The organism is Acinetobacter sp. YH12211, from assembly GCF_013418015.1.
Taxonomy (GTDB): Bacteria; Pseudomonadota; Gammaproteobacteria; order Pseudomonadales; family Moraxellaceae; genus Acinetobacter; species Acinetobacter towneri.
The window spans coordinates 1-14,939 of the sequence record NZ_VPCW01000005.1 but is presented as its reverse complement, the minus strand read 5'-3'; the positions used below and the strand labels follow the sequence as shown (position 1 = coordinate 14,939).

Here is a 14,939-nt window from a genome sequence, read left to right as displayed (position 1 = left end):
CAACGAAGAGCGTGAATCATGAGTGCAGTATTGAATTGTAATATTAGTTTCATTGGCGGTGGCAACATGGCGCAAGCCTTGATTGGTGGTTTGATTGCCAGAGGTTTGCCGCCAACCCGTATTACAGTTTCAGACCCTGTAGAACAAGTGCGTGAATTATTAAAAGAAAAAGATGTGCATGTCACTGAGGATAATTTGGCCGCGATTGCAGATGCAGATATTGTGGTATTTGCAGTCAAACCACAGGTTTTGGCACAAGTATTGCGTCCATTGCACGGTCAGTTTGAAGATAAGCTGGTGATTTCGATTGTTGCGGGCGCAGAAATTGCCACGATTTCTGAGTTATTACGTACAGAACGTGTAGTGCGGGTAATGCCAAATACGCCTGCTTTGGTGCAAACAGGTGCACATGGTTTGTATGCAACCGAACAGGTCAATAGCACTGACCGTGAATTGGCAAGTCAGGTTTTGGCAGCGACAGGTTTAACTATTTGGGTAAACTCTGAGGCGCAAATTGATGCTGTGACTGCAGTATCTGGTTCAGGGCCAGCATATTTCTTCTATTTGATGGAAAGTATGATTCGTGCAGGCAAGAACTTAGGTTTAGATGAAAAAGTGGCGACAGCACTGACGTTACAAACTGCTTTGGGTGCAGCACAAATGGCAATTACCAGCTCGAATACACCTGCAGAATTACGCAAAAATGTAACTTCACCAAATGGCACGACCCAAGCGGCAATTGAAGTGTTTGATCATGCGCAAATTTCACAAAATATTCAGGCGGCATTGGCTGCTGCTAAAACGCGTAGTCAAGAATTAGCGCAAGAGTTGAGTGATAGTATTTAATTATTGAAAAACAATGAATTTAAATTTTAGGAAAGTTTAAGTATGGGTGCAAATTCTGCGCTAATTTTTGGCATTATCATTAACGTAGCGATTTTGCTCGTATTCTTCCGTTTCTTAATGCAATTGGCAGCGGTGAGTCCTTATAACCCTGTGGTGCTTTCAACCATTAAAGCCACCAAAATTGTAGATGTATTTGGACGTATTTTTCCAACGGTTGGCAAAGGTCGAGTTAACTCTGCAGCCTTGGCTTTGTTGGTGGTGTTGTATCTACTCAAAATTTTTGGTGTTATGTATCTCAATGGTGCGATGCCGAATAGTCCAATTCACTTACTGATTCTGACTTTTGTGACCATGATTCAGGATTTAATCCGTTTCTGTCGTTATTTGATTTTTGCCACCATTATTTTGAGTTGGGTGGTGATGTTTACTCAATCTCGTGGCCCGTATATTGAGGTGATTCAAGAGTTGGCAGAGCCGTTATTAGCACCATTTCGTCGTTTATTGCCGAACATGGGCATGATTGATTTGTCGCCAATTATTGCATTTTTGGCTTTATATATCGCTGAAATTATTATGAATCAGGTAGCGATTGTATTGCTGACTGGCTTATAAGTCGCATTATCCTAAAACATTAAAAAGGACTCAAATCGAGTCCTTTTTTTGTAGTTTAAGTTTGGGCTGACGACCTTAATGAGTCTTCAGAAATACAAATAACCTGCATCCTGACCTCCTTCTAGGCGAAGGAAGGTGCTGAAAAAAGAGAGCGCAACGACTTTAGTGCGCTTCATCCCAGTTATTGCCTTTTCCGACTTCCACCACCAATGGTACAGAAATTTCCACCACAGATTGCATGACTTCTGCCAACTTCGGCGCGAGTTCATCTGCCGCATCTGCATCGACTTCAAATACCAATTCATCGTGTACTTGCAGCAACATTTTGGCTTGCGCTTGCGGTAACATTTTGTCGACTTCAATCATCGCCATTTTAATAATATCAGCTGCAGAGCCTTGTAATGGCGCGTTAATTGCCGCACGTTCTGCCGCTTTACGTACCATCATATTACGTGCAGCAATATCTGGCGTATAGAGGTGACGACCTAAAATAGTTTCTACAAAACCTTGTTCTAGCGCGACTTGGCGGGTACGTTGCATATATTCATAAATGCCCGGATAACGCTGGAAGTATTGCTTGATGTAGTTTTGTGATTCTTCACGGGTAAACCCAAGCTGACGAATTAAGCCAAATTCCGACATGCCGTAGAGCAGACCGAAGTTTACAGCTTTGGCCTGACGACGCTGATCTGAGGTTACGTCTTCTAAGGCAATACCCAAGACTTCTGCCGCAGTACGGCGGTGCACGTCTTGTCCATGGTTAAAGGCATCGAGTAGGGCATCATCTTGTGAAAAATGTGCCATTAAACGCAATTCGATTTGCGAGTAGTCGGCTGCCAACAATACGCGACCTTCAGGTGCGACAAAGGCTTTACGAATTTGACGACCAATTTCGGTACGAATTGGAATGTTTTGTAAGTTTGGATCAGTAGAAGATAAACGCCCTGTTGCAGTCAAAGCTTGGTGATAACTGGTATGCACTCGATGCGTATCGTTGTTGGCTTGTTTCAGTAAGCCATCGGTATAGGTGCTTTTGAGTTTAGATAAACCACGGTAGTCTAAAATTAAACTACTGATCGGATGCTCAATTTTTTCCAAAACACTTTCACTGGTACTGTATTGACCTGTTGCGGTTTTCTTGCCGCCTTTGAGTCCGAGTTTATCAAACAGGATTTCGCCCACTTGTTTCGGTGAGCTGACATTAAAGTTTTCACCTGCCAATTCTACAATTTGGTTTTCCAAATCTTGCATGGTTTGGGAAAAATCGACACCCAATTGATCTAAAAATTTCAGATCAAGCTGAATGCCATTTTCTTCCATACTGGTCAGCACACGCGCCACAGGCATTTCGATGTTGTGCAAAATATTGACCAATTCAGGATGCTTTTGTAGCTTCGCAGACAGCACTTCATATAAACGATACGTAACATGCGCATCTTCTGCAGCGTAGTGCGCAGCCGTTTCAATTTCAATTTGATTGAAAGTTTTTTGCTTGACGCCTTTGCCTGCAATTTGCTCATAAGATGTGGTCAGGTGGCTTAAATATAAGCGTGCCACATCATCCATGCCGTGACGGGTTGCGACAGAGTTAAGCACATAAGATGCCAACATGGTATCGAAATACCAACCTTGTAAATGAATACCGTGATTTTCAAGCACATGCGCATCATATTTTAAATGATGCCCAATTTTATCCACCGCATTATTTTCTAAAATAGGTTTGATTTGTGCCAAAACCTGATCACGGTTGAGCTGCTGTGGTGCGCCCTCATAATCATGCGCCAAAGGTACGTAATAGGCATCTTTGGCATCGAACGCGATAGAAAAACCAACAATTTCTGCAACGCGATAATCCAGACTGGTGGTTTCTGTATCAAAGGCAAAACGCTGTGCAGTTTGCAAGCGTTGCAGCAAAGCATCCCAATGCGCCTGATCTAAAATGGTGTGGTATGTTGCTGCACCGAGTTGATCATCAACACTGCTTTGCGTGGCTTGATCTTCAGTTTCAATTTCATTGGCTGTCGGTGCGGCGACTGTTTTTGCAGCTTGTTTATAATTGCTGTTATTTGGATTATTTGGATGATCGAGCGATTGTAATTGATTACGGAATTCTAGCTCGGTATATAAATTGCGTAAGGCTTCAACATTAGGGTCTTGTAGTTTTAGATCGGCATAACCAAAGTTCAGATCAAGGTCACAAACAATGCTGGCGAGTTGATGATCTAGCGCGATGCCATCGGCATTGTCTTTAATATTTTGTCCGACTTTGCCTTTAATATGATCGACATTTTCTAAAATCGCACCAATCGAGCCATATTCGGCCAGTAGTTTTGCAGCAGTTTTGGCGCCAATGCCAGGCACGCCCATAATACCATCGGAAGCATCACCCATGAGGGTCAGATAATCAATAATTTGATGCGGCCATACGCCAAACTTGTCAAATACAGCCTGAATATCCATTGGCTTTTCTTTGAAGCTGTCTTCAAGGGTAACTTTTTCAGTCACCAACTGCGCCATGTCTTTATCGCCCGTAGAAATCAGTACTTGCTGTCCTTCGGCTTCGGCACGTTTGGCTAAAGTTCCAATAATATCATCGGCTTCTGCGCCTGGTAGCATGTAAAGTGGAATACCCAAAGCACGAATTAAAGCATGTAAGTATGGAATTTGCTGAGAAAGTTCCTCAGGCATACTTGGGCGGTCACCTTTATAAATTGGCGATAGTTCGTGACGGAAAGTCGGCTCAGGCGTATCAAAAATTACCGCCATGTGAGTAGGCTGAGTACGACGCATCAACTTTTGAATCGCAGAGATCGCGCCACGAATAGCATTGGTATGTAAACCAGTTGACGTGGTTAATGGTGGTAGTGCGTGAAAGGCACGAAATAGAAAATATGAGCCATCGACCAAGACAAATGGTGGCATGGATTGATTCCTTCTGCAAATAAGCAGTTTATTGTACGTGATTTTTGCAGTTGTCGCAGAAACTGATTTTTAAGGCAAGTGTTGCAGACGCACAGTTACCGAATTGCTGATGAATCCTGATTCAGAATCGTGCTGTCTGTTGTATGATCGGAGCCATGACAATATCAATAAAATGAAGAGCAATGCAGACAGGGCAGAATGAAATTCGAATCATTTGGTTCATGCTATTAATCATAATTTCAATTGGCGCATGGTGGCTCGGTGTGCCGATGCTGAGTTATATCTGTGCAGTTGCTGCGGTGGTCAGCGTGATGTTTTTTGTGGGACGAGTGCAGAACTCACTGGAACAGGTTGTGGATGCACAGTCACAAGTACAACGCCAAAGCTCTAAAACTCCTTTATATATCGCCGCTTTTATTGCTTTTTTAGGAATATTGCTGGATTGGTATTTACTGACATCTATTGCTTTAAGTGCATGGATTTTTATGTTGTTGCGATGGTTGCAGCGTTTGGAGCAAGGACTGTATCAATTACAGCAATTACAAAGTGCCGCTAAGCTTCAGGCGCATGCTCAAAAGAGCTATCCTCAAAAGACCAATGCTCAAGAGAAAAAGGTTCAAACGCAATTCGCAGAGCATATTTTAGCCAATACATCTGAAGTTGATGCAAGTCTTTCATCAGTTAAGGCAAATGTGGATGATGGTGTTATATCAACCGCTTCTCAACCTGAAACCATCGCTATTCAATCTGATTCCACATTATCGAGCGAGCCGAATTCTGTTCGGGAACAAGCAGCTCAAGTTTCTTATCCATATCAAGACCAAGAGTATCTACATCAAGAATATTCAGCTCCAGATTTAGCCAAATCCTCAAGGTCTGTTGCACCTTTTGCAACTCAGTCGCGCTCATCAAGTAACAGTTTATTGCAACAAGCTCAATCATGGCTGATACATGGTAATCCTGTATTAAAAGCAGCAATTGTAGTGTTACTCATAGGCGTGGTGTTACTGCTACGTTTTGCTACTGAACATTGGCAATTTAGTTTGGCAGTGAAACTTTTGTTCGTTGCTGGCGTGAGTGCAGCAGTGACAGTATTCGGTTATCTGTTACGCAACAAAAATCGCAGCTTTGCTTTGGGTGTGCAAGGTTTGGGGTTGGCTGGGCTGTGTCTGACCTTATTTTTTGCCTATTACAATTTGGTCATTCCAAATTTAGCTATCGCCAGTCTGTGTTTTATTGTGGTGATGTTGCTCACGCTCTGGCTGAGTTTAAAACAACAATCAGTCGAACTTGCCCTCATGGCAATGCTGATTGCGTATTTCGCACCGTTTACTTTACCTGTTCGTAATGCAACAGCCATTGAATTTATTGCCTATTATTTGCTGATTAATATTTCGGTTGCCATTTTAAGTAGTTTACGTCCGTGGAAATATTTAAATCAAATTGCGTTTTTAATGACGGTTGTGGTGGGTGGCAGCTATGCCTTTTATCATGGTTATATCTTTGAACGGCAGGTGCTAACGCTTTTAGTTTTGGCGCATGCGGCTATTTTTATTTGGTTGGGTTTTCGCTTTAGTCAGCTTTTGGCACAGGAAGATGTCGCCACGTTTCAGCTGAAACCTATTTTAGACCTTGCCTTGATTTTTGGCGCACCCATTGTCGGTTATGCCTGTTTATATCTGATGTATTTTGAAGAAACAGCAGAGCAGGCAGCCTTTAGTTTGTTATTTGCGGTGGTTTTTGCAGGTTTGTATTGGCTGACCAAACAGCATCGGCAGACACAATTTATTGCACAAAGTTATTTCAGTTTGATGCTGATTTTTAGTGTGTTGATTCCACCTATTTTACTGCCTGAACAATGGAGTGTCATTGGTTGGGCATTACAAGGCGTGGCTGTGTTTATTTTTGCCTTTATTCAATATTCTAAAATTAGCCGTTATTTGGCACTAGGTTTGTTTGCCGTAGCGGGCTTATCTGGGCTGTATTATTTAGTAGAGTTGCCTTATTTCGAGCGCAGTATTTATTGGGTACTGAGCCTAAGTTATGCCACGGTTGTGGTGTTTTCCAACAGCCGTGCAGCTTTCAGACAACAACTGAGCACAGCAACCACGAGCGTACTGTGTTTAATGATGTTGTCTGCAACCAGTTTATGGCTATGGTTAGGTTTAGATTACTTTGATGGAGAACTTGCAACCGTACAGACGCTTTTGGCGGTGGTGGTCATTTATTTACTTATCAACGAAGTACTACTTTCTCGTCAAGCGACATGGTCATGGCTATTGCCCAAATGGTTAGGTCTAACGCCAGTTTCGCTCACTGCAGCAGGTTTATTATTCAGCCGTAGCTATGATGGAGCGGTGCATTGGGTTTCGGGTACTGAACGTCTGCTATTTGCCTTGTTTGCAGGCGTGCTCAGTGTGTTGTGGTTGCGTCCTTTATGGACTGTCCGCAGCGACAAAGAATGGCTGAATTTAGGACTGTTACCCATTTTGGCGATGGCGAGTTTAACGCTGTTACCACAGCATCCGTATAGCAGCATGGTGATTTTACCATTGCTCTTTGCGGCGTGGTGTTGGTGGCAACAACCGGATTCAGATTGGCGCAAATTTTGGTATGCGCGTAGCAATTTAATCTTCATGTTGATGTGGATGCTATGTTCACAACTGTTGACTGAACACGCATTTTACGGCTATGTACTGCCTATTTTGAATCCATTTGATTTGGTCAGTATAGCCATGTTGGTGGCTATTTTGTGGATGTTGAATCTGCAACGCAAAACCCATTTAGACCAAGGCTTGGCAGCGGTAATTATGGTCTTGAGTTTACTGTGGCTAAGTAGTTATGTGCTATTACGTGCCTTACATCTGTATTTGGGAACGCCAATCAACCAAATTGCTGTTTGGCAAGATGCCACTGTGCAGCTCAGTTTGACCTTGCTTTGGGTGAGTTTGGCTTGTATCGCCATGTGGATTGCCAGTCTGAAACAATTACGTGCCTTGTGGATTTTAGGCAGCAGTATTTTGGTGATTGTGACCTTAAAATTGGTGCTTTTAGATTTATCTAATATTGGAACTTTAATGCGCGTGCTGTCATTCTTTGCTGCAGGTTTAGGTATGCTACTGATTGCATATATCGCCCCAATTCCTGAGCCAGATCTCGCAAAAAACAACACTTCGCCGTCTTCCAAAGCTTGAGCAGATCCTCAAGTTTAGTTAGAGGCAAAGTGTCGAAGACTGAAACGATTACTTTAAGTCAGGTTCTCGTTTCAGTGCTTGGGCATTGGCATATTGATCAAGTTCTTCATTATTTAAAGGGCGCGATAAAGGATGATCAACAAAACCCATTTTGGGTACAGGAATTTCGATTTGGTTGTCTAGGAAACCATTACGGATACGTTCCTGCATTTCATCACGTACCTTTAAAAAGTTTTCTTGCTGACACCACACCGCAAACAACAATTCAATTGAAGATTCACGGAAAGCTGTAACTGTCACCGCGGGTTTAGGGTCAGACAGCACGAGCGGATATTGATTGGCGACACTGAGCAACACTTCACGCACTTTAATAATATCTTCGTGAAAATTAATCGCGAGGGTAATGGGCACACGTCGGATTGGAAACTTGGACAAGTTATGCACGGGTGCACGAATCAATTGTTCATTGGGTAAACGCACATAAATATTGTCTTGGGTCAGCAATTTAACTGAAAGTAAGTCAATTGAGATCACTTCACCTTCAATGGTGTGTCCGCGAATCAGGGTGATTTGAATGGTATCGCCCACTTCAAAAGAACCTTCGCCAATCAGGAACATACCACTAATTAAATTGGATGCCGAGGTTTGTGAGGCAAAACCCAAAGCCACGGTTAAAATACCCGCTGCACCTAAAAACACGCTGAGTTTAAAGCCTGCTTCTTTCAGGCTCGCCATCACAAACAGCAGGAAAATAAAGTAAAAAATCCCGCGTCGCCAAACTAAGCGTTGATGCGCATTAAAACGTGCGCCAATAGTGCGTACAAAAGTATTGGAAACAAAACGTGCAATTAAGAAACCAATCAAAGACAATACAATTGCGACCAAAATTTCGGTCAGACGATCTGTATTGATACTGGTAAAAATTCCTTTGAGGCTGTTGGTGATTTCTTTGGAAATATTGGAATCTGCCATAACATCCTCTTAGAAAAATGAATCAAACATATTAAATAAAGCACCTGCCGTTTCACGCGGTGGTTGCAAATAGGTCACTTCACCTGCATGTGGCGGGGTGCGATTTTCAATCCGAATTCGTGGCGGGCGGTCTAAACCTTCATGCATCACTTTAATTTGTGAAGTCCATAAACGACCTGTACTTTCGCTGAAAAATAAAGGCAGTGCAGGCACAGGCACATTCATTCGGTCAAAACGCAATTGTTGATTGCTGGTGTTGTGAAATTCAATCGGCGTGACGGCACGAAATGCACGTGGTTTTAATTGATGTAATTCGGTACGGCCATCGACTGCTGTGGCATAGCAAATTTCACCTGTACGATGATTGGGGCCAAACCAAGTATCTTTCGGGCGAATAATCGGCAAATCAAAAATGGGTTCACGTTGACCATCGACAAAGGCAGACATCCACAACGGTGTGCTGATATACAAGGTGCCGCGTTGCCCCGCAGGAATATAAATTGGATCGACAGGTTTAATCACCACTGAACGGTCTGCCAAACGAGGCATGAGCTGTAATTTACTTTGTGTAGATTTGAACATATAGCGTTCAATTTTCACAGGTTGTGGAAAGGCAAATTCAGGATCATCAATGTTATGCCATTGCTGTTCATAATCGTATTGAACCTGCGGGCGATAATATTCCAAACGCCATTCTTGCATACCACGGGTCAAACGTACTAAGAGTGAGCCAAATTGCCACGTTTTAGGACGATTGAGCTCAAACTCATAGTCACCCCACCATTTTAATTTAGCCGAATCAGTTTCTGAAATCTCATGATTTTGTGACAATGGCCTATCCCTTTCTTGATAAATCAGCGAAAACAGACTTCACGCTGTCATACGCTTAGAGTACACTCAAATTAAATTTTTTCATCATTATTATAATCGCTGATGCAAGTACTGAAACAATTACAAATACCGTATAGCTTTGCCAAACGCCATGGGGTGTTAATTCGTTATGAGGGCGATCATGCCTTTATTGTACGTCGTGAAAATACGCCGATGCTTGCCATTCAGGAGGCGCGTCGTTTTTTGGGGCATCCTGCACAGCATCAACTTTGTAGCGATCAGGAATTTCACCAATTATTAAGCAGCAGTTTTGCAGGTGATACAGGCGAGTCGCAGCAAGTCGCTGCGGGATTGGAAGATCACCCTGACTTGCTTAGTTTGGCAGATTCAGTTCCTGAAGCAGAAGACCTGATGGATCAGGAAGATGATGCACCGATTGTACGTTTAATCAATGCTTTACTGTCTGAAGCGATTCGGGTTGGCGCATCGGATATTCATATCGAATCTTTTGAGAAAAAACTGTCAGTCCGTTTGCGGGTCGATGGTCAGTTGCGTGAAATCGTGCAACCGCGCCGTGAACTTGCGCCTTTATTGGTGTCACGTATTAAAGTCATGGCAAAACTGGATATTGCCGAAAAACGTATCCCTCAAGATGGTCGTATTTCGCTCAGACTAGCAGGTCGTGAGGTCGATGTACGTGTGTCAACGCTGCCATCTTCGCATGGTGAGCGGGTGGTAATGCGTTTGCTGGATAAGCAAGCAGGTCGTTTAAACATGACGCACTTGGGGCTGATGCAAAATGATTATGAGCGCTTAAAGCAACTGGTACATCGACCACACGGGATTATTTTGGTTACAGGGCCGACAGGTTCGGGTAAAACTACGACCTTATATGCAGCTTTGTCAGACCTGAATGACGGTTCTAAAAATATTTTGACTGCAGAAGACCCGATTGAATATCAACTTGAAGGGATTGGGCAAACACAGGTCAATACCAAAGTGGATATGACCTTCGCTCGTGCTTTAAAAGCCATGCTGCGCCAAGACCCAGATGTGGTGATGGTGGGGGAGATTCGTGACTTAGAAACCGCCGAAATTGCAGTGCAGGCTTCCTTAACTGGTCACTTGGTACTGTCTACCCTACATACCAATACGGCCATTGGTGCAGTCACCCGTTTAAAAGATATGGGCATCGAGCCGTTCTTGCTGTCAAGTTCATTAATTGGGGTGATCGCGCAGCGTTTAGTGCGCACCTTATGTTCGCACTGCGCCACATGGCATGCTGCAGATGACTTTGAACAAGAACTCTTTAAAAGTGTGACCGATGCAAGCGATTTAAAACTTCCGCAACCGAAAGGCTGTGAACATTGCTCACATACAGGTTTTACTGGGCGGACTGCAATTTATGAAATTGTCCCTGTGGATGAAGCAATGCGCCGTTTGATTCATGGCAATGCCGCGGAATATGAACTGGAAGATTATGCACGACAGCAATCAAGTTCGATTCGTGAAGATGGATTGCGTAAGGTATTGGCAGGTAAAACCACTTTGGAAGAAGTGCTGCGCGTGACCAATGAAGCGGCTGAATAGCTAAAAAGTAAGGTTAAGATAAGAAATACAAAGAGTTGATCACTATATTGTTGATCAACCCTTTTTATTGAAATTCAATTTTAAAATTGCAATAAACGACGATGCTGCATTAACGGCATCGACTCTCGAATTTTGCTTTGTTCATCTAAATCAAAGGGCACTGTAATCAGTTGCGTACCTTCGTCTTGCACCATTGACAATAACTGTCCGCGTGAATTGGCAGCGCCTGAATGTCCCCAAGTCTGACGTTTTTCACCATGCCAACCTTGTTGGGCTGCACCTAAAACCTGACATTGACTGTCCATGCCACGCGCCTGCAAGAGCAATTGCCAATGCATTTGACCTGTGGTGTAAGTAAAAGCCGATGGCGCAGTTAAAATATTGGCGCCTTGCGCACGTAAAGTTAAGGCCAATTCAGGAAAGCGCAAGTCATAACACACCATTAAGCCAATGTTGCCAAACGGTGTTTTCGCCACAACGACTTCAGAGCCGGGTTCAAAAAACTTAGATTCCTGATAACCACCAACAGAGTCACCAACTTGCACATCAAACAAATGAATTTTGTCATAACGTGCTTCAGTTTTTTCTGGGCTAATACATAAACTGACCGTACGCACACGACCATCTGCAATTGTTGAACCATCAGGGCGATATGGGCAGGGCAATGTACCCGCCACAATCCAGATTTGATATTGATGTGCAAGCTGTTCCAAACGCTGTTGAATACTTTCAAACTGTGCCGCGGTTTCGCATTGTTTGCCTGCTGCAAAGCAAACAAAGTTTTCTGGAAAAACGATCAGTTCTGCACCATCGGCTTTACTTTGTTGAATCAATGTTTCAATGATTTTGAAGTTTTCCTCAATATCATTTTGTGAGTTCATTTGAGCAACAGAAAGTAAAGTCATCAAAGCATTCCTGAGTGAAGATCAAGCGTTCTGCTGATTTTGCTCAGCACATTGATCGAGATTATCTTGTTCTTTTTGTAGCTGTTTCACCAAAGGTTCGAACATATTTTGGTTGTTTTCATTCAGCTTCATGAGGGTTTTATGGGCATCTAATACCGTAGTGAGCATATTGCTATGCGTGACGTGTTCTTCTACCAGCTCACGCGTGCAGACAGTTGGGTCACCACAGTAATTTAAAATCACAAACACCTGTCCTAAGCCCATGCTATTGGCGAGCGTAGTAATGTCTGGATTAGTAGATAGCATAACTGCTTGAATGTTATGGATTTGTTTCAGTTTTAAGCCTAGCTTAGCCAATACACCTAAAACTGTACTGTCAATAAATGTAGTTTGGGTTAAATCTACAATTGCACCCACCACATTAGATTGCTGTTCAATTTTACTGAGTAGTTTGTCTAGACTAATACAAGATTGGGCACGCACTTCGCCAAAAAGCTTAAAGATATGCGTTCCATTCAAACTTGCATATTCAACATGACCTGTTGACATATAAATGCCATTTGCAGAGAAGGATTAGATAATTATCCCATAGCGACTATATAGACTCAAGTGGCTTACAGTCGTATATCTTGGGTTGAGAAGTTAACTGGCTGATTTATTGGTTATTTTGTTCGACACAAACTCAAGATCGCAATATCATCTGCTACATGATCGGGGGCTTGGAATGATTGATTTTGCAAGTGAAAGACCAATTGTTCAAACTGTTCATTCAAACCACCACTATAAGGTTCTAACGCACCATCGGAGCAGATAATAAACCGCGCCTGTTTATTTAATACGCACTCAAATTCCTCAACTTCTAAATCTTCAGTCAGTCCCAAAGGAAAACTACTGGTATTTAAAATTTTAGGTGCTTGATTGGGTTCGATAATAATGGCAGGTGGATAATGCCCCGCACTCGACCAACGCAGTTCGTGGGTTTCAATATTTAAAATCCCACTAATCATGGTGATATGCTTTTCAATATTTTCTTGAACCAACATGCCATTCAGCTTCTTAATCAGTTCGCGTGGTGTTTTGGAGCGACCATGAAATGCAGCCATCCAAGACGTTAGTAAACTACTAGTTACACCATGCCCAGAGACATCGGCTAAATAGAACATGATTTCTTTATCACTGATTTTCCAGTAATCAAACCAATCGCCTGACAAATAAGCCGAAGGCTTAAATAACGTATCTACACGGTAGTTGCACAGTTCGATAGGATTGGGCAGTAATTTTTTTTGTAGTTCAGCAGCTGAAGGTAAGTCGCGGCTGTCTTGATTGCGTTTATATTGTGCGTCTATTTTGCGTAAGGCTTGTGGTGGATTTTCTGGTAAACGACTCCACAACCAACCTGCTAAAGCGCCTTGTTCCCATGCTTGCACCAATGCTGTGCCTTCATCTTCAAAGGCCAATACAATCGTGGGTAAATTCCATTGATGTGTTAAATAATCTTGCACATCGGCAATTGCAATAATGGTTGGGTCATACAAGCTGATGTCATCTATGTGAATCATTTGCACACTAGGAAGTGTGTCGAGCACCTGTTCTAGATATGGAATATCACGTGTGGGTTGAATGAAATACATAGAGTTTTGTGTTGACCCTGAACCTAAACAAAGCGTTACTATAACAATGCCTGAATACTCAAGGAAAGTAAAAACTCACCTTGAGTAAAATGTTTTACAAATTATTCTTTGCTTTCTTCAGGCAGGTTTATTTCTTCTTGATCATCAAAAAGTTCTTCGGTTTCATCATCTACAAACGAAATACTGTCGGCATCGAGTCCTTTCTTTTCCGCAATTTCAAAGTTTTTACGTTGCAAGTAAATATCCCGAATCGCGGCATATTTATCGCCCTGTAATACTTGTTCTACATCCAAGAGTTGCGAGCGTGTATCTAGGCCGCGCATAACTTGCTCCGACCAATATAAACGGTCATTGCCATCTAAAATGTATTTTTGTGGACGCGCCTGACCATCTACAAGTGTGCCAAAACCATCACGGAAAGTACTTGGGCCGTAAAATGGTAACATAACATAAGGCCCTGAAGGGACACCGTAGTAGCCCAAGGTTGTACCAAAATTTTCTTCTTCTGTGTCTAAACCTAAACGACGTGCAGGGTCAGCCATGCCTAAAGTGGTAATCGTATTTAAACTAAAACGACCTAAAGTTTTAGCGGCACGTAAAGGACGACCTTGAATCAATTGGTTAACCGCATTCCATGGTTCACCCAAGTTTTTACGAAATTGACGATATGAACCGCGCACTTCACCAGGGACTTTCTTTGTATATTGAACCGCAAGTGGACGCGCGATATTACGATCTAACATATCGTTGAATGCATAAATCTGACGGTTTAAAGGTTGCAGTGGGTCTTTGACTTCATCGGGTTGTGCAGCATTTGCATTCACTTTTAAATCTTTGGCTTTTACATTTTTTAATTCTTTAAGCGCATTCAAACGACTACTTTTAGTTTCAGAAGATGAGTCTGCCGCAATAACTTCAGTAGTTTCTTCTTGAGCAACTTCTTCAGTAGAAGGCGTTGTCGCATGTGTTGAGGTGATGAATCCTAAAGAAACAAGGCACACCCAAAGATATTTTTGTTGATACATAAAGAATCCTAGCGCTTAAATCTGAGTAAGCAAAAGCTGTTATATCGCCGATGGGTATATAGTAACAGTTAATTGAAACGATGTATTAAAGCAAATTTGCTCAAAATGTGTGTAGAAAAAGCAAAAATGAACAAAAAATAAACACCCGATATATTTCTTTTGAAAAAAGTCTTGCAAGGTAAAATATTTGCCCTATAATGCACATCCATCGGCGGTGATGAAGATTAAAACTTCTGATAAAACAATGACTTGATTGAAATTGATTGGGTTGGGTTTTAGAAAGGAAGTTTAAAATAATTTAAATTACCAGTTGACACTTTAGAAATAAAGCGTAATATAGCCGACCTAGCTTGATGCTGACGAAGCATCGAGAAGATCATTAAGAGATTATGAAGAACAACTTGTGTGGAT

General features: G+C 42.3%; 11 protein-coding genes. 4 read left to right on the top strand and 7 right to left on the bottom strand.

Features of this window, described 5'->3' with window-relative positions; translation table 11 throughout:
• Positions 1–18 precede the first annotated feature (18 nt).
• Both proC and FTU98_RS04020 read left to right on the top strand, forming a co-directional pair.
• Positions 19–846 (top strand): pyrroline-5-carboxylate reductase, encoded by an 828-nt coding sequence (proC, locus tag FTU98_RS04025; RefSeq protein WP_096902428.1) that lies wholly within the window; start codon positions 19–21, stop codon positions 844–846.
• A 42-nt stretch (positions 847–888) separates the two neighbouring features.
• The gene (locus FTU98_RS04020; RefSeq protein ID WP_004975174.1) at positions 889–1,458 is read left to right on the top strand and encodes a YggT family protein; all 570 of its coding nucleotides are present in this window, start codon (positions 889–891) and stop codon (positions 1,456–1,458) included.
• A gap of 162 nt (positions 1,459–1,620) precedes the next feature.
• Here the strand turns inward: FTU98_RS04020 and polA are convergent, their stop codons facing one another.
• Complete coding sequence (polA, locus tag FTU98_RS04015) at positions 1,621–4,380, bottom strand: DNA polymerase I (RefSeq protein WP_180050474.1); 2,760 nt, start codon at positions 4,378–4,380, stop codon at positions 1,621–1,623.
• 182 nt (positions 4,381–4,562) lie between these two features.
• Here polA and FTU98_RS04010 point away from each other — a divergent pair, with 182 nt between their 5' ends.
• Positions 4,563–7,574, top strand: a complete 3,012-nt coding sequence (locus FTU98_RS04010) for a DUF2339 domain-containing protein (RefSeq protein ID WP_180050471.1) — start codon at positions 4,563–4,565, stop codon at positions 7,572–7,574.
• A 48-nt stretch (positions 7,575–7,622) separates the two neighbouring features.
• Here the strand turns inward: FTU98_RS04010 and FTU98_RS04005 are convergent, their stop codons facing one another.
• Positions 7,623–8,546, bottom strand: a complete 924-nt coding sequence (locus FTU98_RS04005; RefSeq protein ID WP_096902425.1) for a mechanosensitive ion channel family protein — start codon at positions 8,544–8,546, stop codon at positions 7,623–7,625.
• Positions 8,547–8,555: 9 nt separating this feature from the next.
• Positions 8,556–9,377, bottom strand: coding sequence for a hypothetical protein (locus FTU98_RS04000; RefSeq protein WP_004975182.1), 822 nt, complete (start codon positions 9,375–9,377; stop codon positions 8,556–8,558).
• Between the two features lie 102 nt (positions 9,378–9,479).
• Here FTU98_RS04000 and gspE point away from each other — a divergent pair, with 102 nt between their 5' ends.
• Positions 9,480–10,967 (top strand): type II secretion system ATPase GspE, encoded by a 1,488-nt coding sequence (gspE, locus tag FTU98_RS03995; RefSeq protein ID WP_180050468.1) that lies wholly within the window; start codon positions 9,480–9,482, stop codon positions 10,965–10,967.
• An 80-nt stretch (positions 10,968–11,047) separates the two neighbouring features.
• Here gspE and FTU98_RS03990 read toward each other — a convergent pair whose 3' ends face one another.
• From FTU98_RS03990 to FTU98_RS03975, 4 genes are all read right to left on the bottom strand, one after another.
• A complete protein-coding gene (locus tag FTU98_RS03990) occupies positions 11,048–11,872 on the bottom strand; it encodes a carbon-nitrogen hydrolase family protein (protein ID WP_004975186.1) in 825 nt (274 codons plus the stop codon).
• A 21-nt stretch (positions 11,873–11,893) separates the two neighbouring features.
• The gene (gene gigB, locus FTU98_RS03985) at positions 11,894–12,421 is read right to left on the bottom strand and encodes an anti-anti-sigma factor GigB (RefSeq protein WP_004975187.1); all 528 of its coding nucleotides are present in this window, start codon (positions 12,419–12,421) and stop codon (positions 11,894–11,896) included.
• Between the two features lie 113 nt (positions 12,422–12,534).
• Positions 12,535–13,503, bottom strand: a complete 969-nt coding sequence (gene gigA, locus FTU98_RS03980; RefSeq protein WP_096902424.1) for an RsbU family protein phosphatase GigA — start codon at positions 13,501–13,503, stop codon at positions 12,535–12,537.
• 101 nt (positions 13,504–13,604) lie between these two features.
• Entirely contained in the window at positions 13,605–14,528 is a 924-nt protein-coding gene (locus FTU98_RS03975) for a VacJ family lipoprotein (RefSeq protein ID WP_179990627.1), read from the bottom strand.
• Positions 14,529–14,939: the final 411 nt, after the last annotated feature.

Coding starts and splice junctions, on each gene's coding strand:
- proC (WP_096902428.1), top strand. CDS start 19: ATGAGTGCAGTATTGAATTGTAATATTAGTTTCATTGGCGGTGGCAAC.
- FTU98_RS04020 (WP_004975174.1), top strand. CDS start 889: ATGGGTGCAAATTCTGCGCTAATTTTTGGCATTATCATTAACGTAGCG.
- polA (WP_180050474.1), bottom strand. CDS start 4,380: ATGCCACCATTTGTCTTGGTCGATGGCTCATATTTTCTATTTCGTGCC.
- FTU98_RS04010 (WP_180050471.1), top strand. CDS start 4,563: ATGCAGACAGGGCAGAATGAAATTCGAATCATTTGGTTCATGCTATTA.
- FTU98_RS04005 (WP_096902425.1), bottom strand. CDS start 8,546: ATGGCAGATTCCAATATTTCCAAAGAAATCACCAACAGCCTCAAAGGA.
- gspE (WP_180050468.1), top strand. CDS start 9,480: ATGCAAGTACTGAAACAATTACAAATACCGTATAGCTTTGCCAAACGC.
- FTU98_RS03990 (WP_004975186.1), bottom strand. CDS start 11,872: ATGACTTTACTTTCTGTTGCTCAAATGAACTCACAAAATGATATTGAG.
- gigB (WP_004975187.1), bottom strand. CDS start 12,421: ATGTCAACAGGTCATGTTGAATATGCAAGTTTGAATGGAACGCATATC.
- gigA (WP_096902424.1), bottom strand. CDS start 13,503: ATGTATTTCATTCAACCCACACGTGATATTCCATATCTAGAACAGGTG.
- FTU98_RS03975 (WP_179990627.1), bottom strand. CDS start 14,528: ATGTATCAACAAAAATATCTTTGGGTGTGCCTTGTTTCTTTAGGATTC.